Origin of the sequence: Pseudoflavonifractor sp. MCC625 (assembly GCF_018784545.1) — a bacterium.
GTDB classification, from domain to species: Bacteria; Bacillota; Clostridia; order Oscillospirales; family Oscillospiraceae; genus Pseudoflavonifractor_A; species Pseudoflavonifractor_A gallinarum.
Window position 1 is genome coordinate 192,094 of record NZ_WQOJ01000048.1, and the last position, 22,651, is coordinate 214,744.

26 protein-coding genes are annotated in these 22,651 nt (G+C 61.7%); 14 read left to right on the forward strand and 12 right to left on the reverse strand.

What is annotated here, in order from left to right:
- Positions 1 to 42 precede the first annotated feature (42 nt).
- The 5 genes from GPK94_RS15270 to lexA are packed head-to-tail and all read right to left on the reverse strand — an operon-like array spanning position 43 to position 2,920.
- Positions 43 to 849 (reverse strand): YlmH/Sll1252 family protein, encoded by an 807-nt coding sequence (locus tag GPK94_RS15270; protein ID WP_215656204.1) that lies wholly within the window; start codon positions 847 to 849, stop codon positions 43 to 45.
- The gene (locus GPK94_RS15275; protein ID WP_101692518.1) at positions 846 to 1,604 is read right to left on the reverse strand and encodes an exodeoxyribonuclease III; all 759 of its coding nucleotides are present in this window, start codon (positions 1,602 to 1,604) and stop codon (positions 846 to 848) included. Before GPK94_RS15275 ends, GPK94_RS15270 begins: the two co-directional genes overlap by 4 nt.
- Positions 1,605 to 1,607: 3 nt before the next feature.
- The gene (locus GPK94_RS15280; protein ID WP_215656205.1) at positions 1,608 to 1,844 is read right to left on the reverse strand and encodes a permease of phosphate ABC transporter; all 237 of its coding nucleotides are present in this window, start codon (positions 1,842 to 1,844) and stop codon (positions 1,608 to 1,610) included.
- Positions 1,841 to 2,299, reverse strand: a complete 459-nt coding sequence (locus tag GPK94_RS15285) for a methylated-DNA--[protein]-cysteine S-methyltransferase (protein WP_215656206.1) — start codon at positions 2,297 to 2,299, stop codon at positions 1,841 to 1,843. The genes GPK94_RS15280 and GPK94_RS15285 overlap by 4 nt, the downstream gene beginning before the upstream one ends.
- A gap of 3 nt (positions 2,300 to 2,302) precedes the next feature.
- On the reverse strand, positions 2,303 to 2,920 hold the full coding sequence (gene lexA / locus GPK94_RS15290; RefSeq protein WP_101692521.1) for a transcriptional repressor LexA: 618 nt from the start codon (positions 2,918 to 2,920) through the stop codon (positions 2,303 to 2,305).
- A 267-nt stretch (positions 2,921 to 3,187) separates the two neighbouring features.
- Here lexA and GPK94_RS15295 point away from each other — a divergent pair, with 267 nt between their 5' ends.
- The 5 genes from GPK94_RS15295 (at position 3,188) to ychF (ending at position 9,335) form a co-directional block, all read left to right on the forward strand.
- Positions 3,188 to 3,658: a MarR family winged helix-turn-helix transcriptional regulator gene (locus GPK94_RS15295; RefSeq protein ID WP_145996852.1), complete on the forward strand. Its 471-nt coding sequence runs from the start codon at positions 3,188 to 3,190 to the stop codon at positions 3,656 to 3,658.
- A gap of 21 nt (positions 3,659 to 3,679) precedes the next feature.
- Positions 3,680 to 5,455, forward strand: a complete 1,776-nt coding sequence (locus GPK94_RS15300) for an ABC transporter ATP-binding protein (RefSeq protein ID WP_186963193.1) — start codon at positions 3,680 to 3,682, stop codon at positions 5,453 to 5,455.
- Complete coding sequence (locus GPK94_RS15305; RefSeq protein WP_215656207.1) at positions 5,455 to 7,629, forward strand: ABC transporter ATP-binding protein; 2,175 nt, start codon at positions 5,455 to 5,457, stop codon at positions 7,627 to 7,629. The genes GPK94_RS15300 and GPK94_RS15305 overlap by 1 nt, the downstream gene beginning before the upstream one ends.
- A 172-nt stretch (positions 7,630 to 7,801) precedes the next feature.
- On the forward strand, positions 7,802 to 8,113 hold the full coding sequence (locus tag GPK94_RS15310) for a hypothetical protein (RefSeq protein WP_193535720.1): 312 nt from the start codon (positions 7,802 to 7,804) through the stop codon (positions 8,111 to 8,113).
- 130 nt (positions 8,114 to 8,243) lie between these two features.
- A complete protein-coding gene (gene ychF / locus GPK94_RS15315; RefSeq protein WP_101692555.1) occupies positions 8,244 to 9,335 on the forward strand; it encodes a redox-regulated ATPase YchF in 1,092 nt (363 codons plus the stop codon).
- Positions 9,336 to 9,785: 450 nt separating this feature from the next.
- Here the strand turns inward: ychF and GPK94_RS15320 are convergent, their stop codons facing one another.
- On the reverse strand, positions 9,786 to 10,451 hold the full coding sequence (locus GPK94_RS15320) for a Crp/Fnr family transcriptional regulator (RefSeq protein WP_186963195.1): 666 nt from the start codon (positions 10,449 to 10,451) through the stop codon (positions 9,786 to 9,788).
- 112 nt (positions 10,452 to 10,563) lie between these two features.
- On the opposite strand from GPK94_RS15320, the gene GPK94_RS15325 reads away from it, so the two are divergent.
- Both GPK94_RS15325 and spoIIID read left to right on the forward strand, forming a co-directional pair.
- On the forward strand, positions 10,564 to 11,271 hold the full coding sequence (locus tag GPK94_RS15325) for a 4Fe-4S binding protein (protein ID WP_195278782.1): 708 nt from the start codon (positions 10,564 to 10,566) through the stop codon (positions 11,269 to 11,271).
- Positions 11,272 to 11,376: 105 nt separating this feature from the next.
- Positions 11,377 to 11,634, forward strand: a complete 258-nt coding sequence (gene spoIIID / locus GPK94_RS15330) for a sporulation transcriptional regulator SpoIIID (RefSeq protein WP_101692558.1) — start codon at positions 11,377 to 11,379, stop codon at positions 11,632 to 11,634.
- 64 nt (positions 11,635 to 11,698) lie between these two features.
- On the opposite strand, the gene GPK94_RS15335 is transcribed toward spoIIID, so the two are convergent.
- From GPK94_RS15335 to rpmH, 6 genes are all read right to left on the reverse strand, one after another.
- Positions 11,699 to 12,040: a hypothetical protein gene (locus GPK94_RS15335; RefSeq protein WP_215656208.1), complete on the reverse strand. Its 342-nt coding sequence runs from the start codon at positions 12,038 to 12,040 to the stop codon at positions 11,699 to 11,701.
- A 252-nt stretch (positions 12,041 to 12,292) separates the two neighbouring features.
- Entirely contained in the window at positions 12,293 to 13,066 is a 774-nt protein-coding gene (gene jag / locus GPK94_RS15340) for an RNA-binding cell elongation regulator Jag/EloR (RefSeq protein WP_215656209.1), read from the reverse strand.
- Positions 13,067 to 13,069: 3 nt separating this feature from the next.
- Positions 13,070 to 14,503 carry a YidC/Oxa1 family membrane protein insertase gene (locus tag GPK94_RS15345; protein WP_195278779.1) on the reverse strand — a complete coding sequence of 478 codons (1,434 nt, stop codon included), beginning with the start codon at positions 14,501 to 14,503 and terminating at the stop codon, positions 13,070 to 13,072.
- 69 nt (positions 14,504 to 14,572) lie between these two features.
- Positions 14,573 to 14,791 carry a membrane protein insertion efficiency factor YidD gene (gene yidD / locus GPK94_RS15350; protein WP_101692562.1) on the reverse strand — a complete coding sequence of 73 codons (219 nt, stop codon included), beginning with the start codon at positions 14,789 to 14,791 and terminating at the stop codon, positions 14,573 to 14,575.
- Complete coding sequence (gene rnpA / locus GPK94_RS15355; protein WP_101692563.1) at positions 14,788 to 15,135, reverse strand: ribonuclease P protein component; 348 nt, start codon at positions 15,133 to 15,135, stop codon at positions 14,788 to 14,790. Before rnpA ends, yidD begins: the two co-directional genes overlap by 4 nt.
- Positions 15,136 to 15,279: 144 nt before the next feature.
- A complete protein-coding gene (rpmH, locus tag GPK94_RS15360) occupies positions 15,280 to 15,414 on the reverse strand; it encodes a 50S ribosomal protein L34 (protein ID WP_087261554.1) in 135 nt (44 codons plus the stop codon).
- A gap of 394 nt (positions 15,415 to 15,808) precedes the next feature.
- Here rpmH and dnaA point away from each other — a divergent pair, with 394 nt between their 5' ends.
- The 7 genes from dnaA to gyrB all read left to right on the forward strand — a co-directional run bounded on the left by dnaA (position 15,809) and on the right by gyrB (position 22,633).
- Positions 15,809 to 17,137 (forward strand): chromosomal replication initiator protein DnaA, encoded by a 1,329-nt coding sequence (gene dnaA, locus GPK94_RS15365; protein ID WP_101692564.1) that lies wholly within the window; start codon positions 15,809 to 15,811, stop codon positions 17,135 to 17,137.
- A 321-nt stretch (positions 17,138 to 17,458) separates the two neighbouring features.
- A complete protein-coding gene (dnaN, locus tag GPK94_RS15370; RefSeq protein WP_215656210.1) occupies positions 17,459 to 18,571 on the forward strand; it encodes a DNA polymerase III subunit beta in 1,113 nt (370 codons plus the stop codon).
- Positions 18,572 to 18,629: 58 nt separating this feature from the next.
- Positions 18,630 to 18,842, forward strand: coding sequence for an RNA-binding S4 domain-containing protein (locus GPK94_RS15375; RefSeq protein WP_101692566.1), 213 nt, complete (start codon positions 18,630 to 18,632; stop codon positions 18,840 to 18,842).
- The gene (gene recF, locus GPK94_RS15380) at positions 18,839 to 19,945 is read left to right on the forward strand and encodes a DNA replication/repair protein RecF (RefSeq protein WP_101692567.1); all 1,107 of its coding nucleotides are present in this window, start codon (positions 18,839 to 18,841) and stop codon (positions 19,943 to 19,945) included. Before GPK94_RS15375 ends, recF begins: the two co-directional genes overlap by 4 nt.
- Before the next feature lie 26 nt (positions 19,946 to 19,971).
- Positions 19,972 to 20,295: a Tat pathway signal protein gene (locus GPK94_RS15385; protein ID WP_101692568.1), complete on the forward strand. Its 324-nt coding sequence runs from the start codon at positions 19,972 to 19,974 to the stop codon at positions 20,293 to 20,295.
- A 4-nt stretch (positions 20,296 to 20,299) separates the two neighbouring features.
- Positions 20,300 to 20,566, forward strand: coding sequence for an extracellular matrix/biofilm biosynthesis regulator RemA family protein (locus GPK94_RS15390; RefSeq protein WP_101692569.1), 267 nt, complete (start codon positions 20,300 to 20,302; stop codon positions 20,564 to 20,566).
- A 123-nt stretch (positions 20,567 to 20,689) separates the two neighbouring features.
- Complete coding sequence (gene gyrB, locus GPK94_RS15395; RefSeq protein ID WP_101692570.1) at positions 20,690 to 22,633, forward strand: DNA topoisomerase (ATP-hydrolyzing) subunit B; 1,944 nt, start codon at positions 20,690 to 20,692, stop codon at positions 22,631 to 22,633.
- Positions 22,634 to 22,651: the final 18 nt, after the last annotated feature.

Genomic DNA, 22,651 nt, shown 5'->3' on the forward strand with positions numbered 1-22,651 from the left:
CATAAGGGATGTTCCTTTCTTCGTTGGGTTGGGGGGAGGGGATTACAGATAGCGCTCCAGCACCACCATGATCCGGCCTTTTTTGGAACGGCCGCCCAGCTCCCGGACGGCGGCCTTGCCCAGTCCCCGGCAGGAGAGCACGTCCCCTTCTTCCACCGCCTTGTCGGCCTTGGTGCACTCCCGGTGGTTGAGCTGTACCCGCCCCGCGGAGATAAAGTCCGCCGCCTTGCTCCGGGAGGTGGAAAAGGCGCAGGCCACCAGGGCGTCCAGCCGGGGGGTGGCCACCGTGTCCCGGATGGTCTTGATGCGCACCTCCGGCGGAGAAATCTGGGAGAGGGAAATGGGTCCCGTCTTGAGGCGGGTCCGTCCGGCGCTGTCCAGATGGAGGAGCAGGTAGTCCGCCAGCTCTTCCAGCACCAGCACATCACAGCTCTCCGGTCCCACCAACAGGTCGCCCACCTTCTCCCGGGTGATCCCCTGGCCCAGGATGGCCCCCAGGATGTCCCGGTGGGTAATCCCTCCGTCGGCGTTATAGGTACAGCGCAAGGCCTTCACCGGCCCCTCATCCGCCATGGCCAGGGTCAGGGCATCCTCCGGCTCCTGCCAGTCGGGGAGGAAGAGACAGATGGTCCGCTCCGCCCCCGGGTACCCGCCGAAGAACAGGTGAGGGGGATGGCCGTTGGCCGCGATCAGGTTTTCCACACTGACCCGCTCCGCTGGGGATAAAAAGCCGGTGGCCGCCGGGATGTTCTTGCGCCGGGCGGTCTCCAGCTTGTCCAGGGCCCGGGCCAGGAGGAGCCGCTCCTCCCCGTCCCGGGCCAGCTTGTCCAGTTGTTCGGTTTTGGTCATGGCTCTCTCAGCTCCAGCTCCACGGGGCAGTGGTCGCTGCCCATCACCTCGGGCAGGATGCGGCTGTCGGCGATCCGCTCCCGCAGGCGGTCGGAGACGATAAAATAGTCGATTCTCCAACCCGCGTTCTTTTCCCGGGCGTGGTACATATAGGACCACCAGGAGTAGGCCCCCGTCACCTCGGGATAGAGCCAGCGGAAGGTATCGGTGAAGCCGGCGGAGAGCAGCTCGGTCATCTTACCCCGCTCCTCATCGGTAAAACCGGCGTTGCCCCGGTTGGATTTGAAGTTTTTCAGGTCGATGTCCTGATGGGCCACATTCAGGTCCCCGCAGAGGATGACCGGCTTTTGCCCGTCCAATCCCTTCAGATAGGCGCGGAAGGCGTCCTCCCACTCCATGCGGTAGGCAAGGCGGGTCAGCTCCCGCTGGGCGTTGGGGGTATAGCAGCACACCAGGAAGAAGTCCTCATACTCGGCGGTGATGACCCGCCCCTCCGTGTCGTGCTCCGGCATGCCGATGCCGTAGGTGACAGAAAGCGGCTCCTTCCGGGTAAACACGGCGGTACCGGAATAGCCCTTTTTCTCCGCCGAGTTCCAGTACTGATGGTAGCCGGGCAGCTCCAGCTCGATCTGATGGGGCTGGAGCTTGGTCTCCTGCAGGCAGACCACATCCGCGTCCGCCTGGTGGAAAAAGTCCAGAAAGCCCTTGCCCAGGCAGGCGCGCAGTCCGTTGACGTTCCAGGAAATCAGTTTCAAAGATCAGTCCTCCCGCCCGCTCAGGGCACGGCCCAGGTGGGGCAGAAAACGCAGCACCAGGGGAATATAGGTGGCCACAAAGAGGACCGCCGCCCCCAGCGCGGCCCACTTGCGCCCCCGCTTGGGAACGGCCAGGCCCAGCAGCATTCCCATGGCGCACAGGCAGAACTTGACCAGGGCCATGTCTCTCCAGTCCATCTCGGCAATACAGGCATTTCCGGCTTCCAGCAGACGTTTCATCGTGCTCCCTCCAGTTCCAGTAGTTTTTCTTTCAGGTCCAGCCCCCCGCCGTAGCCGGTGAGCTTCCCCGATGCACCGATTACTCGGTGGCAGGGGATAAAAATGGGCAGGGGATTGCGGTGATTGGCCTGCCCAACGGCCCGCACCGCCTTGGGCTTTCCGATCCCGGCGGCCACCTGGGCATAGGAGCGGGTCTCGCCGTAGGGGATGCGCCTCAGCTCGGCCCAGACGGCCTGCTGAAAGGGGGTTCCCATGGGGTCCAGGGGCAGGTCAAAGGAGTGCCGCTCCCCCCACAGATAGGCCAGAATCTCGTCACGGCCCTTCGAGAGCAGGGGCGTCTCCCGGCTGACCAGGCGTGGGATCCCCTCTCCGGGGAGGAAGAGGCGAGTCAGCGCGCCTTCCTCCTCCGCCAGGGCCATCTGCCCCAACGGCGTATCAAACACCAGGAATTCCATGGCTTAATACCGCCGCACCACGGCCACTACTTTCCCCAGGATCTGGGCAAAGGTGCCATCAATGGGCTCGTAGTCCGGGTTCTCCGGCATGAGCCAGGTCTTTCCATCCTTCCGGCGGAGGGTCTTGACCGTGGCCTCATCCTCAAAGAGGGCCACTACGATCTCGCCGCTGCGGCACTCCTGCTGCCGGTGGACCACCACCAGGTCCCCGGGGAGGATGCCCGCACGGAGCATGGATTCTCCCCGCACCCGCAGGGCAAAATACTCCCCGGCGCGGCCGCCGGTATCAAAGGTGAGATAGTCCTCCACGCACTCCTCGGCCAGAATGGGCGCGCCGGCCGCCACATTGCCCACCACGGGCACCCGGTCGGGCCGGGGATCCAGCTCCTCCAGGACCGGATGGGCGGGCGCACCTACCACGGTGATGGCCCGGGTCTTGCCCTCGGCCTTCGTGATGAGTCCCGCCCCTTCCAGTCCCTTCAGGTGGAAGTGGACGGTGGAGGGGGACTTGAGTCCCACTTCTTCGCCGATCTCCCGCACCGATGGGGGATACCCGTGCTCGGCCTGGAAGGCGATGATAAATTCATAAATCTGCTGTTGCTTGGGGGAAAGCGCCTTCATGGCAGGTCCCTCCTGTTCTATTCGACTGCTCCCCGCACCGATGCGGGGAGAACCTAAATCCTTATCTGGTGCTATTTTATCATACCCCCACCCAAAACGCAAACGTGCGTTCTAAGCGTCTCGGTTTTGGCAGCCCTTTGGTTGTCATAAAATTTTTACAATTTTTTGGTTGACAAATCGATTTTGCCTCCGTAAAATAAGTAAGCCCCCTAATCATTAGTATGCTGATGATCTGGGACTCTTTCACCGGACGGGAGGTGATCTCGATTGAAACCCAACTGTAAAATGCCTGGTATCCTGTTTCACGCCCTGCACCGGGCCCATCAGAAACGGGCTCAGGCACAGCTCAACGCCGGCGGTCTGGAGGATCTGGGTTCTCCTCCCATGCTCTTTCTGATCCGCCACTGGAGCGAGCAGGGGAAGCTGGCCTCTCAGAAAGAATTGGCCGATGCCCTGCACGTCACGCCGGCCACCGTGGCCATGTCCCTCAAATCCCTGGAGCGGAGCGGATATGTGGAAAAGAGGGGAGACCCCTCCGACCAGCGGTGCAAGCGGATCGCGATCACCCCAAAGGGGAGCCGGGCCGTTGAGCAGTGCTTTACGATCCTGGGGCAGGTGGATGAGCAGATGTTCGACGGGTTCTCCCCCGAAGAACAGGAGCAGCTCAACAGCTACCACCGCCGGATGCTCCGCAACCTCCGCGGCAGTGATTTTCAAGGCCCGGATGACTTCTGTTAGGAAAGGATGGAACAAGAAGGTATGTTTCGAAAACTGCTTCCATACCTGGGTGAGTACAAGAAATACGCCATACTCACCCCGCTGATGGCGATCCTGGAGGTGGCCTGCGAACTGGCTCTCCCCCGGCTCATGGCCGCCATCGTGGATGTAGGCATTGTCAATCAGGATCTGGCCTACATTCTTCAGACCGGCCTGGGTATGCTGATCCTGGCCATGTTCAGCATGACCTGCGGCATGTTCTGCGCCAAATTCGCCGCAATCAGCGCCCAGGGTTTTGGCGCCAATCTGCGCCGTGGCCTCTTCAATCAGATCCAGGAATTTTCCTTTGCCGACATTGACCGCTTCTCCTCGGCCTCCCTCATCACCCGCACCACCAACGACGTCAACGCCATTCAGATGATGGTGGCTATGGCCCTGCGGATGCTGGTGCGGGCCGTGGTGATGCTGGTGGCCGCTCTCGCGGTGGCTATCACCATCAATGCCCAGCTTACCCTGGTCATGGCGGTCATCATTCCGCTGATGGCGCTGGCCATCGGCCTGCTCATGCGCACGTGCAGCAAGCTCTTTGACCGCATGCAGCGGCGCATCGACGCCCTCAACAACACCACCCAGGAGAACCTGGTGGCCATCCGGGTGGTGAAGGCCTTCGTGCGGCAGGTCCATGAGAAGGCCAAGTTCAAGAAATCCAATGACGAGCTGACGGCCGCCACCATGAAAGTGGATATGACCGTGGTCCTCATCCTGCCCATCATGACTCTGAGCATGAACGCGGCCACCACCGCCGTGCTCTACATCGGCGGCGGCCAGGTCATGGGCGGCACCATGCTCATCGGCGATCTGAGCTCCTTTATCACCTACATCTTCCAGATCCTGATGAGCGTCATGATGCTCTCCATGAGTCTGCTCCAGCTCTCCCGCGCCATCGCCTGCGCCCGGCGCATCGACGAGGTGCTGGAGACCCGCCCCTCCATCCGGGACGGCGCCCGGCGGCCTCTGCCTGCGGGCTATGTGCCCAAGGCGGAAGAGCGGGACCTCTATCTGGAGGCTCCCCGGGGCGAGGTGGAGTTCCGCAACGTCTCCTTCAAGTATCAGGCTCAGGGCTCGGGCGACGACGTACTGGAGGACCTGAACTTCCAGGTAAAGCCGGGTGAGTTCCTGGCCATCGTGGGCGGCACCGGTACCGGCAAGTCCTCTCTGGTCAACCTGATCCCCCGGTTCTACGATGTGACCGAGGGCGCGGTGCTGGTGGACGGCGTGGATGTACGTGAATATCCCCTGGATGAGCTGCGCGCCCGCATCGGCATGGTGCTCCAGAAAAACGTGCTCTTCTCGGGTACCATCCGGGAGAACCTCCTGTGGGGCCGTCCCGACGCCACCGAGGAGGAGATGATCCAGGCCGCCAAGAACGCCCAGGCCTACGACTTTGTCATGAACCTGCCCGACGGCTTTGACACCATGCTGGACCAGGGCGGCACCAACGTCTCGGGCGGTCAGAAGCAGCGGCTGTGTATTGCCCGGGCCATGCTGCGCCATCCCTCCATCCTGATCCTGGACGACTCCACCTCCGCCGTGGACTCGGCCACCGAGGGTCTCATCCGTGCCTCCTTTAAGGAAAACCTGGCGGGCACCACCGTGATCATCATTGCCCAGCGCATCTCCTCGGTGCAGTATGCCGACCGGATCCTGGTCCTGGATGACGGCCGGATCAACGGCATCGGCACCCATGAGGAGCTCATGGCCACGAACCAGATCTATCAGGAGATCTATCAGTCTCAGCAGGAAGGAGTGAAGGAGTAATGGCCAATACACACGGCGCGCCCCGGCGGGGCCCGGGAGCCCACGGCGGCTTTGAAAAGCCCAAGGACCTGAAGCGGACGGTCTCCCGCCTGCTGGGCTACCTTACCAAGCGGAAGTGGCCTCTTTTTCTGGTGCTGGTGTGCCTGCTGCTCTCGGTAGGCACCAACATTGGCGGCTCCACCTTCATCAACCTCATCATCATCAACAACATCGCCTACGGCGGCTATACCGGCCCCATGGACCTCCTTGTGGATATCCTCAAGCTGGTTGGCATCTATCTGGTGGGCGTGGTGGCGGTCTACGCCCAGTCGGCCATCATGGTCCAGCTGGCCCAGCGGGGCACCAACCGCCTGCGCAAAGACCTCTTTGACCACCTCCAGACCCTTCCGCTGTCCTACTTCGACAAGCACACCCACGGCGAGCTCATGAGCCGCTTCACCAACGACGCCGACTATGTCCAGATGGCTCTGGAGCAGAGCCTGGTCTCCCTGGTCTCCAGCGCTATCATGTTCGTGGGCATCGTGGTGGTCATGCTGGTGGTGAGCCCTCTGCTCTTCCTGGTATCTGTTCTGACTCTGGGCTCCACCTTCCTGGTCTTCAAGGTCTTCGGCGGACGCAGCCGCCGGTATTACAAGAAGCAGCAGGATGCCCTGGGTGATGTCAACGGCAACATCCAGGAGATGATCGAGGGCCTCAAGGTGGTCAAGGCCTTTACCCATGAGGAGCAGGCCAAGGAGCAGTTCCAGGGCCTCAATGAGACCTACCGGGATGCGGCTACCAACGCCAGCTTCTATTCCACCGCAGTCATGCCCATCTCCATGAACATTATGAACGTGGGCTATGCCCTGACCGCCGCTTTCGGCGGCGTGCTCTCCCTGCTGGCCGGGTTCAAGCTGGGCTCCTTTACCCTGTATCTGGGCTACTGCCGTCAGGTGGGCCAGCCTCTGAGCCAGATCTCCCAGCAGCTGACCACCATTCTCTCCGCCCTGGCGGGCGCCGAGCGCATCTTTGACGCCATGGACGCCCAGCCCGAGGAGGACCAGGGCGTGGTCACCCTGGTCCCGGCCGAGAAGGACGCCAACGGCACTCTCTCTGCTCACACCGGCTCCGGCCGTCCCCACACCTGGGCCTGGAAGACGCCCCGCACCGCCGCCATGTCCCTGGTTCCCGTCCTCCGGGAAGAGGGGAACCTCATCGAGCTGGGGCAGGCCGTCCGGGCAGGGGAGGGGCTCAAGCTCCTGCCCCCCCATCAGGATTCGGAGGAGAGCCTCTGGGTGCGGGTGGAGGCCGACGGGGCCCTGACTCCCATCGCCGACCTGTCCCTGCTCTCTGCACACGGCTGGGCCTGGAAATACGCCGATCCCAACGGTAAGACCACCCTCCACCTCATCCGGGGCACGGTGCGCAATGTGCCCGGCGAGGACTACTACCTCACCGAGCTCAAGGGCGCGGTCCGCTTCACCGATGTGGATTTCTCCTATGTGCCCGGAAAGCGCATCCTGAAAAAGATCAATGTCTACGCCAATCCGGGCCAGAAGATCGCCTTCGTGGGCTCCACCGGCGCGGGCAAGACTACCATCACCAACCTCATCAACCGCTTCTATGAGATCGAGGGCGGCATGATCACCTTTGACGGCATCAACGTCCAGTCCATCCGGAAGGACGATCTCCGCCACGCCCTGGGCGCGGTGCTCCAGGATACCCACCTCTTCACCGGCACCATCATGGACAACATCCGCTATGGCCGGCTGGACGCCACCGATGAGGAGTGCATTGAGGCCGCCAAGATTGCCAATGCCCACTCCTTCATCCGCCGCCTGCCCGACGGGTACAACACTTTCGTCACCGGCGACGGCGGCAACCTGAGCCAGGGCCAGCGGCAGCTGCTGGCCATTGCCCGGGCGGCGGTGGCCGATCCCCCGGTCATGATCCTGGACGAGGCCACCTCCTCCATCGATACCCGGACCGAGGCCCTCATCGCCCAGGGTATGGACGCCCTGATGGAGGGCCGCACCGTCTTCGTCATTGCCCACCGCCTCTCCACCGTGCGCAATTCCGACTGCATCGTGGTCATCGAGCACGGCGAGATCGAGGAGAAGGGCTCTCACGAGGAGCTTCTGGAGCAGAAGGGACGCTACTACCAGCTCTACACTGGACAGTTCCAGCTCTCCTGAGCCGATCTTTTTTCCGGCCCCCGGTACGGGGGCCGGATTTTTATTTACAGGAGCAAGCCTCCATGATAAAATTTGACAAAAGGAGGGGCTTCCCATGCATTGATGGTATGTTTCACCGCAGATATCATCCATTTATGTGGTATGTATAGGTCGGTTGAAGGAGGTGGCCCCTGTGAGTAAGCGGACCATCGGATATATCGTCTACTATGTCCTCTTTGCACTCTTCGCCATTTACGGCACCGTGAAGCACTGGCCCATGCAGATCTTTGTGGCCATCATCCTGCTGGTGGAGATCCTATGCTGTGTGGGTACGGATGGCACCATGAGCAACCTGAGCTATTACACCAGAAGTCCCACCGTCGCTTCCGAAGCCCCACCCCCTAAACGGGATATTTCCAGTCTGCCCTTTGTCTCCTCTCTGTTAATCCTCCTGCCGCCCATCCTGTATTTTGTGATTTACACGGTGGTGTGGTGCCTGCTGTAAGGGGTTTGGCGGCCCCCGGCTCTCTGAGAGAGCCGGGGGCTTTTTTGCACGCAGCCTTGTGTTTTGCCCCGGTATCCAGTATAATAGATAGGCTAATTTCGTATTTTCACACCGAAAGGACGTCTTTGATATGAAGCTCGGCATCGTGGGTCTCCCCAACGTGGGCAAATCGACCCTCTTCAACGCCATCACCAACGCCGGCGCGGAGAGCGCCAACTACCCCTTCTGCACCATCGACCCCAACGTGGGCGTGGTGGCCGTGCCCGACGCGCGGCTGGACTGGCTCTCGGACTTCTACAAGCCCAAAAAGACTACCCCCGCCGTCATCGAGTTCGTGGACATCGCTGGCCTCGTGAAGGGCGCCTCCCGGGGCGAGGGCCTGGGCAACAAGTTCCTGGCCAACATCCGGGAGACCAACGCCATTGTCCATGTGGTGCGCTGCTTTGACGACGAGAACGTCATCCACGTGGAGGGTTCCACCGATCCCGTCCGCGACATCGGCATCATCGACATCGAGCTCATCATGGCCGACGTGGAGATGGTGGAGCGGCGCATCGACAAGGCCCAGAAGGCCGCCAAGAGCGATAAGAAGTTCCTCCACGAGGTGGAGCTCTTCACCGCCCTGCGGGACTGGATGAACGACGGCAACTCTGCCCGCTCCTTCCAGTGTGACGAGGAGGACCGGGCCATCATCGCCACTAGCGAGCTGCTCTCTCTCAAGCCCATCATCTACGCCGCCAACCTGGATGAGGATGGCTTTGCCGACTACCAGAACGTCTCCTACTACAAGCAGGTGGAGGAGATCGCCGCTAAGGAGGGGGCCCAGGTTATCCCCGTGTGCGCCAAGCTGGAGGCCGAGATCGCCGAGCTGGACGGGGAAGAGAAGGCCATGTTCCTGGAGGATCTGGGCATCCAGGAGTCCGGTCTGGACCGCCTCATCAAGGCCAGCTACACCCTGCTGGGCCTCATCTCCTTCCTCACCGCCGGTGAGGACGAGTGCCGCGCCTGGACCATCACCAACGGCACCAAGGCCCCCCAGGCCGCCGGTAAGATCCACACCGATTTCGAACGTGGCTTCATCCGCGCCGAGGTGGTGGCCTTTGAGGACCTGAAGGCCAACGGCTCCATGAACGCCGCTAAGGAGAAGGGCCTGGTCCGCTCCGAGGGCAAGGAGTATGTCATGCACGACGGCGACATCGTTCTCTTCCGCTTCAACGTGTAAGTGTAAAAACAAGTAACCCCCGGGGTACGGAGATTTTCCGTGCCCCGGGGGTTTTTATAATGGGAAGTCCGCCTGTTCGGCGGGCATCGCCTGCCCGGCGGGGGCACCACTTTCTTTTCCGTAAGAAAGCGGTGGAAAAGAACGGGCCGGGGGATGGTTCCCCCGGCCCCCCTCAAGTACGCCCCGATGGGCTGGGCTCAAGTCTCAGCAATTGCATAAGTGCGGAGGGTCAAAGGCAATAGTGTTTGCCTATGAGGTACCTGGTGAGCCTCGTAGTAAACTGGGTGCTCTTTCCCGACGGCAGTCGAAGTCGCGGGTGCACTGAGGGGGAGGTCCGGAGGGGGAAGCGTCCTCGTTCCCCCTCCGCGTTTTCTTTCCCCCCTCTTTCTTTTGGAAAAGAAAGAGGGGTTCCCGCCGAACAGGCGCGCTTCCCCTGCCGGGCAGGCGTAATTACGGCTCTTCCTTCAACTCAAAGAGGTTCTTGTGAAAGTCCAGGATCCCCTCCCGACGCATTTTCCCCAGCTCAGCGGAGAGGGCACTGCGGTCCACGGCCAGGTAGTCGGCCAGCCCCTGCCGGTCAAAGGGAATGGCAAAGCGGGCCGTTCCCGCCCGCTGGGCCTGCCAGGACAAATAGGCGAGGACCTTGCTGCGGGTGGTGCGCTGGGAGACCTGATCGATCTTGCTGCTGAGCAGACGGTTTTTCTGGGCCAGCACGCCCACCAGATTGTGAATCAGCCGGGCGTGGAAGGGACAGGAGGAAGGACACACCGTCAGAATCCGCTCCACATCCAGGAAGACGATCTCGCTCTCCTCCACCGCCTGGACGCTGACCCCCAGGGGCTCCTCCCCGCAGGCGTAAGCCTCTCCGAAAAGGTCGCCGGGCCCGGCCTGGCCCTGGATGCTTCGGTTGCCCCAGAAGTCGTCCCGCAGGATGTGTACCGCTCCGGAGCGCACCACGCCCACCTCCCGTACGGCGCGGCCCTCCTCCCAGATCATACACCCCTTTTCATAGTGTGCCGACCGGGCCTGGAGACAGTTCCACATAGCCGAGAGCTCCCCGGCGGACACGCCCCGGAAGAGGGGACAGGGGAGAAGGGATGCTGCCAATGATTCCATGATTACCTCCGTTGGATTTCCAACCGCTTTTTTTCTCTTACCATAGTATACTCAGAGCACAAAGTCAAGAAAAAGGCGGCGAAGCCGCCCATTGCTGAGGGAGGAAATCACTATGGTCCGCAAGATCATTCACATCGACGAAGAGGCCTGCAACGGCTGCGGAGCCTGCGCCAAGGCCTGCCACGAGGGGGCCATCGGCATGGTAAACGGCAAGGCCCGCCTGCTGCGGGACGACTACTGCGACGGTCTGGGGGACTGCCTGCCCGCCTGTCCCGTCAACGCCATCACCTTTGTGGAGCGGGAAGCCGCCCCCTACGACCAGGCCGCTGTTCTGGCCCGGCAGGCGGCCGCCAAGGCCGCCCAGTCTGCACCCCTGCCCTGCGGCTGTCCCGGCAGCGCCGCCCGGTCCCTCTCCCGTCCGGCTCGGACGGCCGCGCCTGCTCCCGCCCAGCAGGAGAGTGAGCTCATGCAGTGGCCGGTCCAGATCAAGCTGGTCCCCACCCGGGCCCCCTGGCTGGACGGGGCCAAGCTCCTGGTAGCCGCCGACTGCACTGCCTACGCCTACGCCAATTTCCACCGGGACTTCATCCGTGGAAAAATCACCCTGGTGGGCTGTCCCAAGCTGGACAGCGTGGATTACAGCGAAAAGCTCACCGAAATTCTGGCCAACAACGATATCCAGAGCGTCACCGTGGTGCGCATGGAGGTCCCCTGCTGCGGCGGGATCGAGCTGGCGGTCAAGCAGGCCCTCCAGCGCAGCGGCAAATTCCTCCCCTGGCAGGTGGTGACCATCTCCACTCAGGGCGAGATCCTGCCCTGATCTCTCCGCACGTTTCCAAAAACGCTTCCTGGTTTTCCACATACTCCCCGCTCCTTTCACATATAGTTAGCTGTGCATCTGCAAGCGCAGAGGAGTTGTTGCTATGTGAAGGGAAACATGGAAGAGCGGGCCGTACAGCTGGCCTTGTACATCATCGAGCATAAGGCCACTGTCCGTGCCGCCGCCCAGAAGTTTGGCATCAGCAAATCCACGGTACACAAGGACCTGAGCGAACGTCTGCCCGGGTTTAACCGGCCGCTCTACCACCAGGTCAAGCGCGTGCTGGACGAGAACAAGGCCCAGCGGCACATCCGGGGAGGAATTGCCACCCGGGAGAAGTACCGCCACGCCCACCAAGTATGAACACCAGAAAGAACGCCGCCGGCATCTGCCGGCGGCGTTCTCTTATTCCGTATGGTCTTCTCTTTTACAGGCAGCACAGCAGCACGCCCACCGTCAGACACAGGATGGCCCCGGTGGCGCACAGATCCAGCACCAGGCCTACCCGCTCACTCCACGGGCGGCTGCGGGCCGGTATTTCCTCCCGCATGGGGGTGGGCAGGGAAGGGGCCTCCTCGGGCTCTGATGCGCACTCCAGCTGACGGCGGTAGGCCGCCAGGTCCACCACCTTCCCGGCAGGAGACGGGGCGCAGGAGGAGGTGCGGGACCGCCGGGTAAAGCATACCCGATCCCCGCCGCTGGCCTGCTCCTCTACCCCGCGAAAGACCGTCACATAGCGGGCATCCATACTCAGATAGGTTGTCTCCATACCGATCCCTCCTGCGTGGCCCTTGCGCGCTGCCCCGGTCCTCCGTCTGTCCCGGGCGGGGGCCTTTTCCTTTTGGACGCGGCAGCGGGGCACTTTGTTCCCCTTTGGTAAAAAGAACTTTTGTTCGACAAGATTATACAACATACGTTCGATTCTTGCAAGAGGGATTTTCCAGGTATTGTCCACTTTTTTCTGCTTACCTGTGGAAAAGGCGGGACCCGAAACGGGTCCCGCCTCTTGCTGCAAATTTACTTACCGGTGCTCGCCCCGGCTGTAAGCCACCACGGTACGGCGGTTGGGCTCAGTGCCCACCGAGTAGGTGGTGATGTCGGGGTAGTCCTGAAGCGCAGTGTGGATCACATGGCGCTCATAGGCGTTCATGGGCTCCAGCGTGACGTTGCGGCGGTACTTGACCACCTTACCGGCCACCTTGTTGGCCAGACGCTCCAGAGATTCCTCCCGCTTGGCACGATAGTGCTCGGCATCCAGATGGATACGCACCCGCTTGTTCAGGCCGCGGTTGACGGCATAGACGGTGAGCTGCTGGATGGCGTCCAGGGTCTCACCCCGGCGGCCGATGAGGGCCCCCAGGTTGTGGCCCACCAGCTCTACCTGGTAGTTGCCGCGCTCGTCCAGCTCGATGCGGGGCGTGGCCTCCGCACCCATATGGGCCAGCAGGCCGGTGAGGAAGCTGTGGATCCGCTCGGCCGCCTCATCGCCGCTCAGGTCGGCAGCAGGCTCCGCAGCGGGGACAGGCTCAACCACAGACTCAGGCTGTACCGGGGCAGCGGCCGGGACCACCTCTTCCACGGGAGGAGCGGAAACCACGGGGGCCTCCTCTACCTCGTCCGGGGCCTCATAGGTCACTTTCACCTTGGCAGGGCAGCTGCCGATGCCCAGAAAACCGGACTTAGCCCGCTCCAGGACCTCCACCGAGACATCGTCCCGGTCCAGGCCCAGCTTGGCCAGAGCCGCCTCTACGGCGGCCTCCTCCGTCTTGCCGGTGCTCTCAATCCATTTCAGCACGGCTTATCCCTCCTTGCTGTCGTCTTCCGGGGAAGTCTCCTCCTCGGACTCCGGGGCATAGGGCGCCTCGGCCACATCGTCTGCGGACTCATTTTCCACCGCGGGAGTCTCCGGTGTGGAAATCTTGGGCTCCTCCACAGGCGTCACAGGTTTCTCTTCTTCCACCACGGGAGTCTGTACCGGCTCCTCGGCCTTCTTTTTGCGGCCGAAGAGGGACTTCTTCTCCTCCTGGGTGTCCTGGGCCTGCTTGGCGTTGTCCCAGTCCCGGTCGGGATCGTGGTAGGGGGTGGGGCCGTCGGGGCTGAAGCGGTTGGGGTCATAGGCCCGGCCACGGGCATAGGAGCGCAGTCCGATGCCGCTGACCGAGATGACGGCGGTATCCTTGTTGTCCTTTTCCATGGACTCCAGGATTTCCTTCTTCTTCTTGCCCTTGGCGTGCTTGGCCTCCTCGATGCGGCGGGCCCGCTCCTCCGCGGCCAGGCGCTTGCGCTCCTTTTCCTCTTCCTTCTCCAGGCGCTCCCGCTCGGCTGCCTTGGCGGCGGCCTCCTCGTAGTCCTTCTTGAGCATCTTGCCGCAAATGAACTCCTGCACCATGGAGAGCAGGTTCTGGATGATCCAGTAGAGACACAGGGCCGCGGGCATGGAGAAGCCGATCCACAGGGAGATCAGAGGCATGGTGATGAGCATGGTCTTCATGGTGGGGTTGTTCTGGGCGTCGGCCGACTGCTTGTTCACCGCGTTGGTCTTCTGGGAGATCAGGGAGAAGATGAAGCCCGACACCGCGGAGATCACGGGCAGCAGGAACAGGGCAAAGCCCCCGCTGATGGTCCAGAACTTGAGCTGGGGCACCAGAGCCAGGTTGAAGATGCCCAGGAAGTCAAAGTTGATGGGGAAGATATTGGCGCCCTCCCCGGCCACGGCCTGGACCGCCGCCATGTTTTCCGGGGTAATGAGGGAGGACAGGTACAGCTGATGATAACCGCCGTTATTGAAGGCCTCGCCGGCGGTCTTGATCCAGTTCTGGTCAAAGGCCACCTGGCCCCAGTTGAGCACATCGGCGATAGCGCTCAGGTTGTTCACATCCACGTTCATCAGGTAAACCAGAGGCTCGCGGATGATGGAGTAGAGGGGCAGCAGGATGAACAGGGGGATAAAGGACCACAGGCAGCCGCCCATGGGGTTGACCTTTTCCCGCTCATAGAGCTTTTGTACCTCTGCGTTGTAGCGTTCCCGGTCCTTGCCGTACTGCTTTTGCAGCTTCTGCATCTGACCGGAGAGCATGTTCATCTGGATCATGCTCTTCTTGCCCTTGAGCTGGAAGGGGAAAAGGATGATCTTCACCACCAGCGCAAAGAGGATGAGGGCCAGGCCGTAGCTGCCCGTCATCTGATAAAACGTGTTAAGCACCCATACAAAGGGGGAGAGGAGAATTTTCATGTGTCAGCCTCCAAAGTGATAGTCACGCGCGGGATGGGGGCGCTGGGATACATTTGGAAGACAAACGGCTCAGGGAACGGGGTCATACTGGATGCTCTTCTGCCGGTGAAAGGGATGACATTTCAAAATCCGGCGCAGGGCAAGCCAGCCCCCCCTGCACGCGCCATACTTCTCCACCGCCTCCAGGGCATAGGCCGAGCAGGTGGGGATAAACCGGCAGCAGGGGGGACGCAGCGGGGAGATGTTGGCGCGGTAAAAGCGGATCAGGGCCAAAAGGAGACCCTTCATACGCTCTCCCTCCGGACCAGTCCCAGCTTGTCCATGGTCTTGAGAAGCTGCCGCTCGATCTCCCGATAACGGGCGAAGGAGGCACGCACCCGCGCCACCACCACGATGTCATAGCCCACCTGGAACTGCCCCTCATGGAGCCGGTAGGCCTCCCGGATGCGGCGGCGGGTCCGGTTGCGGACCACCGCCTTGCCCACCTTGGTCCCCACGGTCAGGCCCAGCCGGTTCTTCCCCAGCTTGTTCCGGCGGCAGTATACCGCCACACAGGGCGAGACCGCCGACTTTCCCTTACTGTAGAGCCGGCGGAATTCGTGGTTCAATTTGAGCGAGACGGTATCTTTCACGGCGCTTCCCCTTTTTTCTTTCCCGGGGAAGGGAGGACCAGCCTCTTTTCCCCATGATGCTACGCAGGGGCGGTGGGATGAAACTCCCCCGCCCCTTGTTATGACGCTATGCCGTTTGTTTCCCGGAGCGCGAGCTGTTCCAGCTTAGTGGGACAGACGGGCGCGGCCCTTGGCGCGGCGACGAGCCAGCACCTTGCGGCCATTCGCGGTGGCCATGCGCTTACGGAAGCCGTGCACTTTGGAGCGCTGGCGCTTCTTGGGCTGATAGGTACGAACCATTTCCGGTACACCTCCTGTACTTATTCTGGCAGGTTTTCCACCTGCCCGCCACAACGGCCGGATTCCGGCCGCGGTCGTCAAAAGGAAAAATGCTTTACACCAGATAAGGACATGGTGCAATCTGTATTATAGCGTATGAAGAAATGCCCTGTCAACACCATTTTTCTGTCTTTTTGGGCTTCATTTTTTCCACTTTTCCACATCCACGCTATATCTTGTACCCGCTGATCCAGTTTTCCACAACCCTATTTATTATTTTAAAGGTATATGTGGAAAACTCGTTGCCTTGCTGCGGTTTGTCTGGTATAATAAAATGTCAACATATAGAATTGGGGAAATGGACCCTTCCGGCCTCCGGGCCCTCCCATTTCTCCCCCAAGGGGTGGTCTTACTCATGAATTCTCCAGCGGACGTCTGGGCTAAAATACTCTCCCTCATGGAGGCGGACATGACCGCCACCACCATCAACACCTGGTTCGACGACGCCAAGGCCGTCTCCCTGGACGCCAACCGCTTCGTCCTCCACACACCCTCCAATTTCAAGCGGGACATCATCCTCTCCCGCTATCTTCCCTCCATCAAAAAGGCCCTCCACGAGCTCTTTTCCTCCGAATTTGACGTGGTGGTCCTGGGCGAGGGGGAACTGCAGGAGTTCACTGAGACCGCCAAGCCGGTGGACGACGGCTCCTTCATGCCCGGCACCGAGGACTATACCTTTGAGCGCTTTGTCGTGGGCTCTTCCAACAAATTCGCCCACGCCGCTGCCCTGGCCGTGGCCGAAAACCCCGCCCACAGCTATAACCCCCTCTTCATCTACGGGGAATCCGGCCTGGGCAAGACCCACCTGCTCTACGCCATCGCCCACCGGATCCACCAGAACCACCCGGACTTCCGGGTCATCTACCTGAAGGGGGACACCTTCACCAACGAGCTGGTCCAGGCCATCCGGGAAGGCCGCAACGAGGAATTCCGGGAGAAATACCGCTCTGCCGACGTCTTCCTCATGGACGACGTACAGTTCATCGCCGGACGAGAGTCCACCCAGGAGGAGATGTTCCACACCTTCAACACCCTCTATGAGGCCGGACGCCAGATCGTCTTTACCGCAGACCGTCCCCCTAAGGAGATGCTGCGCCTGGACGACCGGCTGCGCACCCGGTTCGAGTGGGGCCTGCCCGTGGACATCCAGCCCCCCGACTACGAGACCCGGGTGGCCATCATCAAAAACAAGGCCATCCGCCGGGGCATGAACCTGCCCGAGCCCGTCCTTCAGTATATCGCGGACAACATCACCTCCAATGTACGCCAGATCGAGGGCACCGTCAACAAGATCCTGGCCTTCCAGGAACTGATGGGGGAGAGCGTGGACGTGGACACCGTCATCCGCGCCGTCCGGGACATGTGCAAGGACAAGGCCGATTTTCTCCCCTCTCCCGATGTCATCATCGAAGAGGTGTGTAAGTTCTATAACATCGAAAACGACGCCCTCCGGGGACAGGGCCGCACCAAGGATACCGCTCTCGCCCGGCAGATCGCCATGTACCAGATCCGCCGCATGACCAATCTCTCCCTCAAGGAGATCGGTAAGGAATTTGAGGGCCGGGACCACACCACCGTCATGCACTCCATCGACCGGGTGGAAAAACTCATGAAGACCAACCCCGAAGTGGCCGAGATCATCAAAGATCTCAACTCCAATATCAACGCCCGCTACGACAATTAAAGCCGCCTTTTCCACCCCGCAGACCCACTGTGTGGAGGGAGCGGCGGCCCGCCGCCGCGGTAATTTTCCACTTTTCCACATCTCCACCGCAAATTGTGGGCTTGTGGACAATTCCCTGTGGAAAACCTGCGGCCGCCCGAAAAGGGTGTGGAAAGCACCCTTTTTTATCCACACCCCCTGTGGACGGGCAAATCTTAGCGCCGCAAGCAAAACATCCACTTTTCCACATAATTTTCCCCTACTGCTATTACTACGAACTTATTACCCTCTCCTTTTCTCCCCATCGGAGGCCAGGAGCACCGAAACGGAGGTCCCATCTCAATGAAATTCTCCTGCGAAAAAGCCCTTCTTCAGGCAGCCATCAGCACAACGTCACGTGCTGTGTCTCCAAAGAGCTCCATTCCAGCTCTGGAAGGTATCCTGTTAGAAGCCGATCAGGAACTCAGACTCACCGGCTACAATCTGGAAACCGGTATCCGCACCACCGTACCCGCCGAAATCCGCGCCAAGGGTACCCTCGTCCTGGGGGCGCGTCTTTTTGGAGAGATCATTCGTAAGCTCCCCGACGACATCGTGGAATTTACCGCCGAACACTATATGGTCAACATCAAATGCGGCATGAGCGAATTCAACATTCTGGGCACCGACCCGGAGGAATTTCCAGAACTTCCCACTGTTGAGTACCAAAACTCCCTAGAAATTGGGCAAAATAAGCTAAAATCCATGATTTCCCAGACCCTCTTCGCCGTCAGCGACAACGAGAGCCGCCCCATCCACACCGGCTCCCTCTTTGAAGTGAGCCAAGACGGCCTCACGATCGTATCGGTGGACGGCTACCGGTTAGCCCTGCGGCACGAGAGTATCAAAAAAAAGGAAGGAGCGGAAGAATTTTCCTTTGTTGTGCCCGGTGCCGCCCTCTCCGAGGTGGAAAAAATCTGCTCCGATGTGGAAGAAACTGCCTCGATTACCCAGGGTGCCCGCCATGTGATGTTCAAAGTGGGGGAGACCATGCTGGTCTCCCGCCGGTTGGAGGGCGAATTCCTGGCCTACCGCCAGGCCATCCCCCGCAACAATTCCATCAAGGTAGAGGGAGACACCCGTGCCCTCCTCTCCTCCATCGACCGTGTCTCCCTCATCATCAGTGATAAACTAAAAAGCCCGCTTCGCTGCGTTTTTGAGCAAAATATGCTGAAAATCAGCACAAAAACGGCCATTGGAGACGCAGCCGACCAGTGCCCCATCGACGGGGACGGCGGCGGTCTGGAGATCGGCTTCAACAACCGCTATCTCATGGACGCACTGAAAGCGGCCCCCGCCGACCGGGTCCGGCTGGAGCTGACCACCAGCGTGTCCCCCTGCGTGATCCTGCCCGCCGAGGGAGAAGAAAACTTTCTGTATATGGTCCTGCCCGTCCGCCTGAAGGCCGGGGAATAAGGGAGAGCCGCACGGGGCGCATAATTATGCAGTCCCGTGCAGGAGAAAGGAAGCACACATGCAAGAAAAGGAAGTAGCCATTACCACTGAATTCATCAAACTGGAGGCCTTTCTCAAGTTTGCCGGGGCCGTGTCCACCGGGGGAGAGGCCAAGAACCTGATCCAGGACAGCCTGGTGCGGGTCAACGGCGAGGTCTGCACCATGCGGGGCAAGAAGCTGCGCCCCGGTGACACCGTGGAGCTGCGGAACGACCGGCTGACCGTGCGATGATGGTCCGCACCCTGGAGCTGGAGGGGTTTCGCAATTACCGCTCCTTTTCCGCCGACTTCGCCCCGGGCGTCAACGTGATCTACGGGGAGAACGCCCAGGGCAAGACCAATCTGCTGGAGGCGGTGCGCTACCTCTCCGGGGCGCCCTCTCACCGGGCCAGGAGCGAGGGGGAGCTCATCGGCTTCGACGTTCCCTCCGCCCGCATCTGCGCCCAGCTGGAGAGCCGGGGGCGGGACTTCAAGGTGGAGGTACAGCTGACCCGGGGCCGGCGCCGGCGGATGACCTCCAACGGCGTGCGGCTCAAGACGGCGGGGGAACTATCCGAGCGGCTGCACACCGTGCTCTTCTGTCCGGAGGACCTGATGCTCATCCGGGCCGGAAGCGCCGAGCGCAGGCGTTTTCTGGACCAGTCTCTCTGCCAGCTGCGCCCCCGGTATGCCGCCGCCCTGGCCGAGTATAACCGTCTCCACGAGCACAAGCGGCGCATCCTCCGGGACTGGGAGGAGAAGCCCTCCCTCCTGGACCTGCTGCCCGAGTTCAATGACCGCATGGCCCGCTGCGGGGCGATCCTGATCCATTACCGGGCCCACTTTATCCGCAAGCTGGCCCAGTTTGCCGCCCCCATCCACGCGGAATTCTCGGGGGAGCGGGAGAAGATGACCCTCTCCTATGAGACGGTCAAGACGGTGGAAGATCCCCTGATCCCCACCCGGGAGATCTATCCCAGACTGCTGGAGCACCAGGAGAGCCACCGCCGGGCCGAGCTGGAGAGCCGCACCTGTCTCTCCGGGCCCCACAAGGACGACTTGCTGGTCTCCATCGACGGGCGCAGTGCCAAGCAGTTTGCCTCCCAGGGGCAGACCCGCACTGCGGCCCTCTCCCTCAAGCTGGCCGAGCGGGAGCTCCACCAGGAGGACATGGGGGAGTGGCCAGTGCTGCTGCTGGACGATGTGCTCTCCGAGCTGGACCAGCGCCGGCGGGACTTCGTGCTCCGGCGCATCCGGGGCGGACAGGTCTTCATCACCTGCTGTGAGGAGGAGGCTCTGGACGGCCTGGGGGAGGGGAGGACCTTCCACATCCGCGCCGGCGCGCTGGCCGACTAGCCCCCGCCGGGAGAGAGGAACGCAATATGATCCTAGTGCTCTTTACGCTGCTGCCCCTGCTGCTGGGGGCGGCGCTGGAATATACCGTCTGCCGCCTCACCATGCGGGAGACGGGACGGGGATGGCGTCTGCTGCGGCTCTTACGCCTCCTTCCGCCCCTGGGGCTGCTGGGGATCGCCTGGGCCATCGGGGCAGGGCGCTGGCGCCTCTGGCAGAGCCAGCAGGTCTCCCCTCTGACCCAGATCATTCTGTTTCCCGGCGTGCCCGCCCTCTTTGCCCTGCTGGGCATGGCGCTGGGCTGGCGGATCTTCCGCCGCCGCTGGAGTCCCCGAATTGTAGAGGAGGAATAGCGCCGTGTATCTGCATCTGGGCCAGTCCGTGGTGGTCCCCTTCCGGGACGTGGTGGGGATCTTTGATCTGGACAACACCACCGCTTCTCACCGCACCCGCAGTTTCCTCACCCGGGCCGAGAAGGAGGGACGGGTGGTCAACGTGTCCGAGGATCTGCCCAAGTCCTTCGTGCTCTGCGTGGGACGGGACGGCAGGCGGACCGTCTACATCTCCCAGCTCTCGCCGGCCACACTGCTGCGCCGGGCCGAGAGCAATACCTTTGATACCTGAGGTCCGTTCTGCCCCCAACGGGGCGGCGCGCCCCTTTTATCCGGAAGCGCGATTCCGGGGAGCTCTCCCGGAAGCGCTTCCCGTGTTTTGTTATTTCCCATCCCAAACTGGAGGTTTTACATTATGTCTGAAGAACTGGAACTGAATTCGACCCAGGTGGACCACGAGTACACCGGCTCCGAGATCCAGGTCCTGGAGGGTCTGGAGGCGGTGCGCAAGCGCCCGGGCATGTATATCGGCTCCACCTCCTCCTCCGGCCTGCACCATCTGGTGTACGAGATCGTGGACAACGCCATCGACGAGGCCCTGGCCGGCTACTGTGACGATATCTCGGTCACCATCCAGGAGGGGGACGTGATCCGCGTCACCGACAACGGCCGCGGTATCCCCGTGGATGTCCAGCCCCAGACCGGCAAGCCCGCCCTGGAGGTGGTGTTCACCATCCTGCACGCCGGCGGCAAGTTCGGCGGCGGCGGCTACAAGGTCTCGGGCGGCCTGCACGGCGTGGGTGCCAGCGTGGTCAACGCCCTCTCGGAGTGGTTGGAGGTCCAGGTCCACAAGGACGGCAAGATCTATGAGATGAAGTTCTCCCGGGGCCATGTGACCCAGGACATGACCGTAGTGGGGGAGACCGACCGCCACGGCACAGTGGTCACCTTCAAGCCCGACCCTGAGATGTTCGAGGACACGGTGTACGACTACGATATCCTCCACACCCGCATGCGGGAGGAGGCCTTCCTCAACGCCGGCGTGCGCATCCGCACCGCGGACGAGCGTCCCGGGCAGGAGCAGGAAGACACCATGCACTACGCCGGCGGTATCCGGGAGTTTGTAACCTACATCAACCGGAACAAGACCCCCCTCCACGGCGATGTGATCTACATTGCCGGCCAGAAGGACGACGCCATGGCCGAGGTGGCCTTCCAGTACAACGACGGCTACAACGAGAACATCGTCTCCTTCGCCAACAACGTCCACACCCCGGAGGGCGGCATGCACGAGACCGGCTTCAAGACCGCTCTGACCCGGGTGCTCAACAACTATGGCCTGCAGAAAGGCATCCTGAAAAACGACGACAAGGTCTCCGGCGAGGACTGCCGCGAGGGCATCACCTGCGTCATCTCGGTCAAGCTCACCAACGCCCAGTTTGAGGGCCAGACCAAGGCTAAGCTGGGCAACAGCGAGATCCGTACCCTGGTGGACTCCATCGTCTCCGACCGTCTGGCCGAGTACCTGGAGGAGAACCCCGCCGTGGGCAAGATCATCCTGGAGAAGGCCATGACCGCCAACCGGGCCCGGGAGGCGGCCCGCCGCGCCCGGGAGAACATCCGCCGGAAGAACGCGCTGGACGGGGCTACCCTCCCCGGCAAGCTGGCCGACTGCTATGAGCGGGACGCCTCTCTCACTGAGATCTACATCGTCGAGGGTGACTCGGCCGGCGGCAGCGCCAAGCAGGGCCGGGACTCCCGCTTCCAGGCCATCCTTCCCCTGTGGGGCAAGATGCTCAACGTGGAGAAGGCCCGGGCCGACAAGGTCTACGGAAACGACAAGCTCACCCCCGTCATCACCGCCCTGGGCGCCGGCATCGGGGAGGACTTTGACGCTGAGAAGCTCCGCTACCACAAGGTGGTCATCATGGCCGATGCCGACGTGGACGGCGCCCACATCCGCACGCTGCTGCTGACCTTCTTTTTCCGCTTCATGCGCCCCCTCATCGACAAGGGCTATGTGTACGCCGCTGTGCCCCCCCTGTACAAGCTGGTGCGGGGCAAGACCACCCGCGTGGCCTTCTCCGATGAGGAGCGAGATGCCATCTCCGCTGAGATGCGGGGCGGCAATCCCAACGTGAAGGTGGAGATCAGCCGCTTCAAGGGCCTGGGCGAGATGGACCCCCATGAGCTGTGGGAGACCACGATGAACCCCCAGACCCGTACCCTCAAGCGCATCACTATGGCAGACGCCGTCAAGGCCGACGAGATCTTCACCCTCCTCATGGGCGAGAAGGTGGAGCCCCGCCGGGAGTATATCGAGCGCAATGCCAGCAAGGCCATGAACCTGGACTACTGATGCCCAGCCCGGCGGGGG

Coding starts and splice junctions, on each gene's coding strand:
- lexA (WP_101692521.1), bottom strand. CDS start 2,920: ATGAAGGCGCTTTCCCCCAAGCAACAGCAGATTTATGAATTTATCATC.
- GPK94_RS15320 (WP_186963195.1), bottom strand. CDS start 10,451: ATGGAATCATTGGCAGCATCCCTTCTCCCCTGTCCCCTCTTCCGGGGC.
- dnaN (WP_215656210.1), top strand. CDS start 17,459: ATGAAATTCTCCTGCGAAAAAGCCCTTCTTCAGGCAGCCATCAGCACA.
- gyrB (WP_101692570.1), top strand. CDS start 20,690: ATGTCTGAAGAACTGGAACTGAATTCGACCCAGGTGGACCACGAGTAC.
- GPK94_RS15375 (WP_101692566.1), top strand. CDS start 18,630: ATGCAAGAAAAGGAAGTAGCCATTACCACTGAATTCATCAAACTGGAG.
- yidD (WP_101692562.1), bottom strand. CDS start 14,791: ATGAAGGGTCTCCTTTTGGCCCTGATCCGCTTTTACCGCGCCAACATC.
- ychF (WP_101692555.1), top strand. CDS start 8,244: ATGAAGCTCGGCATCGTGGGTCTCCCCAACGTGGGCAAATCGACCCTC.
- GPK94_RS15300 (WP_186963193.1), top strand. CDS start 3,680: ATGTTTCGAAAACTGCTTCCATACCTGGGTGAGTACAAGAAATACGCC.
- rpmH (WP_087261554.1), bottom strand. CDS start 15,414: ATGGTTCGTACCTATCAGCCCAAGAAGCGCCAGCGCTCCAAAGTGCAC.
- recF (WP_101692567.1), top strand. CDS start 18,839: ATGATGGTCCGCACCCTGGAGCTGGAGGGGTTTCGCAATTACCGCTCC.
- GPK94_RS15270 (WP_215656204.1), bottom strand. CDS start 849: ATGACCAAAACCGAACAACTGGACAAGCTGGCCCGGGACGGGGAGGAG.
- GPK94_RS15325 (WP_195278782.1), top strand. CDS start 10,564: ATGGTCCGCAAGATCATTCACATCGACGAAGAGGCCTGCAACGGCTGC.
- GPK94_RS15305 (WP_215656207.1), top strand. CDS start 5,455: ATGGCCAATACACACGGCGCGCCCCGGCGGGGCCCGGGAGCCCACGGC.
- GPK94_RS15280 (WP_215656205.1), bottom strand. CDS start 1,844: ATGAAACGTCTGCTGGAAGCCGGAAATGCCTGTATTGCCGAGATGGAC.
- GPK94_RS15335 (WP_215656208.1), bottom strand. CDS start 12,040: ATGGAGACAACCTATCTGAGTATGGATGCCCGCTATGTGACGGTCTTT.
- dnaA (WP_101692564.1), top strand. CDS start 15,809: ATGAATTCTCCAGCGGACGTCTGGGCTAAAATACTCTCCCTCATGGAG.
- GPK94_RS15345 (WP_195278779.1), bottom strand. CDS start 14,503: ATGAAAATTCTCCTCTCCCCCTTTGTATGGGTGCTTAACACGTTTTAT.
- GPK94_RS15285 (WP_215656206.1), bottom strand. CDS start 2,299: ATGGAATTCCTGGTGTTTGATACGCCGTTGGGGCAGATGGCCCTGGCG.
- GPK94_RS15385 (WP_101692568.1), top strand. CDS start 19,972: ATGATCCTAGTGCTCTTTACGCTGCTGCCCCTGCTGCTGGGGGCGGCG.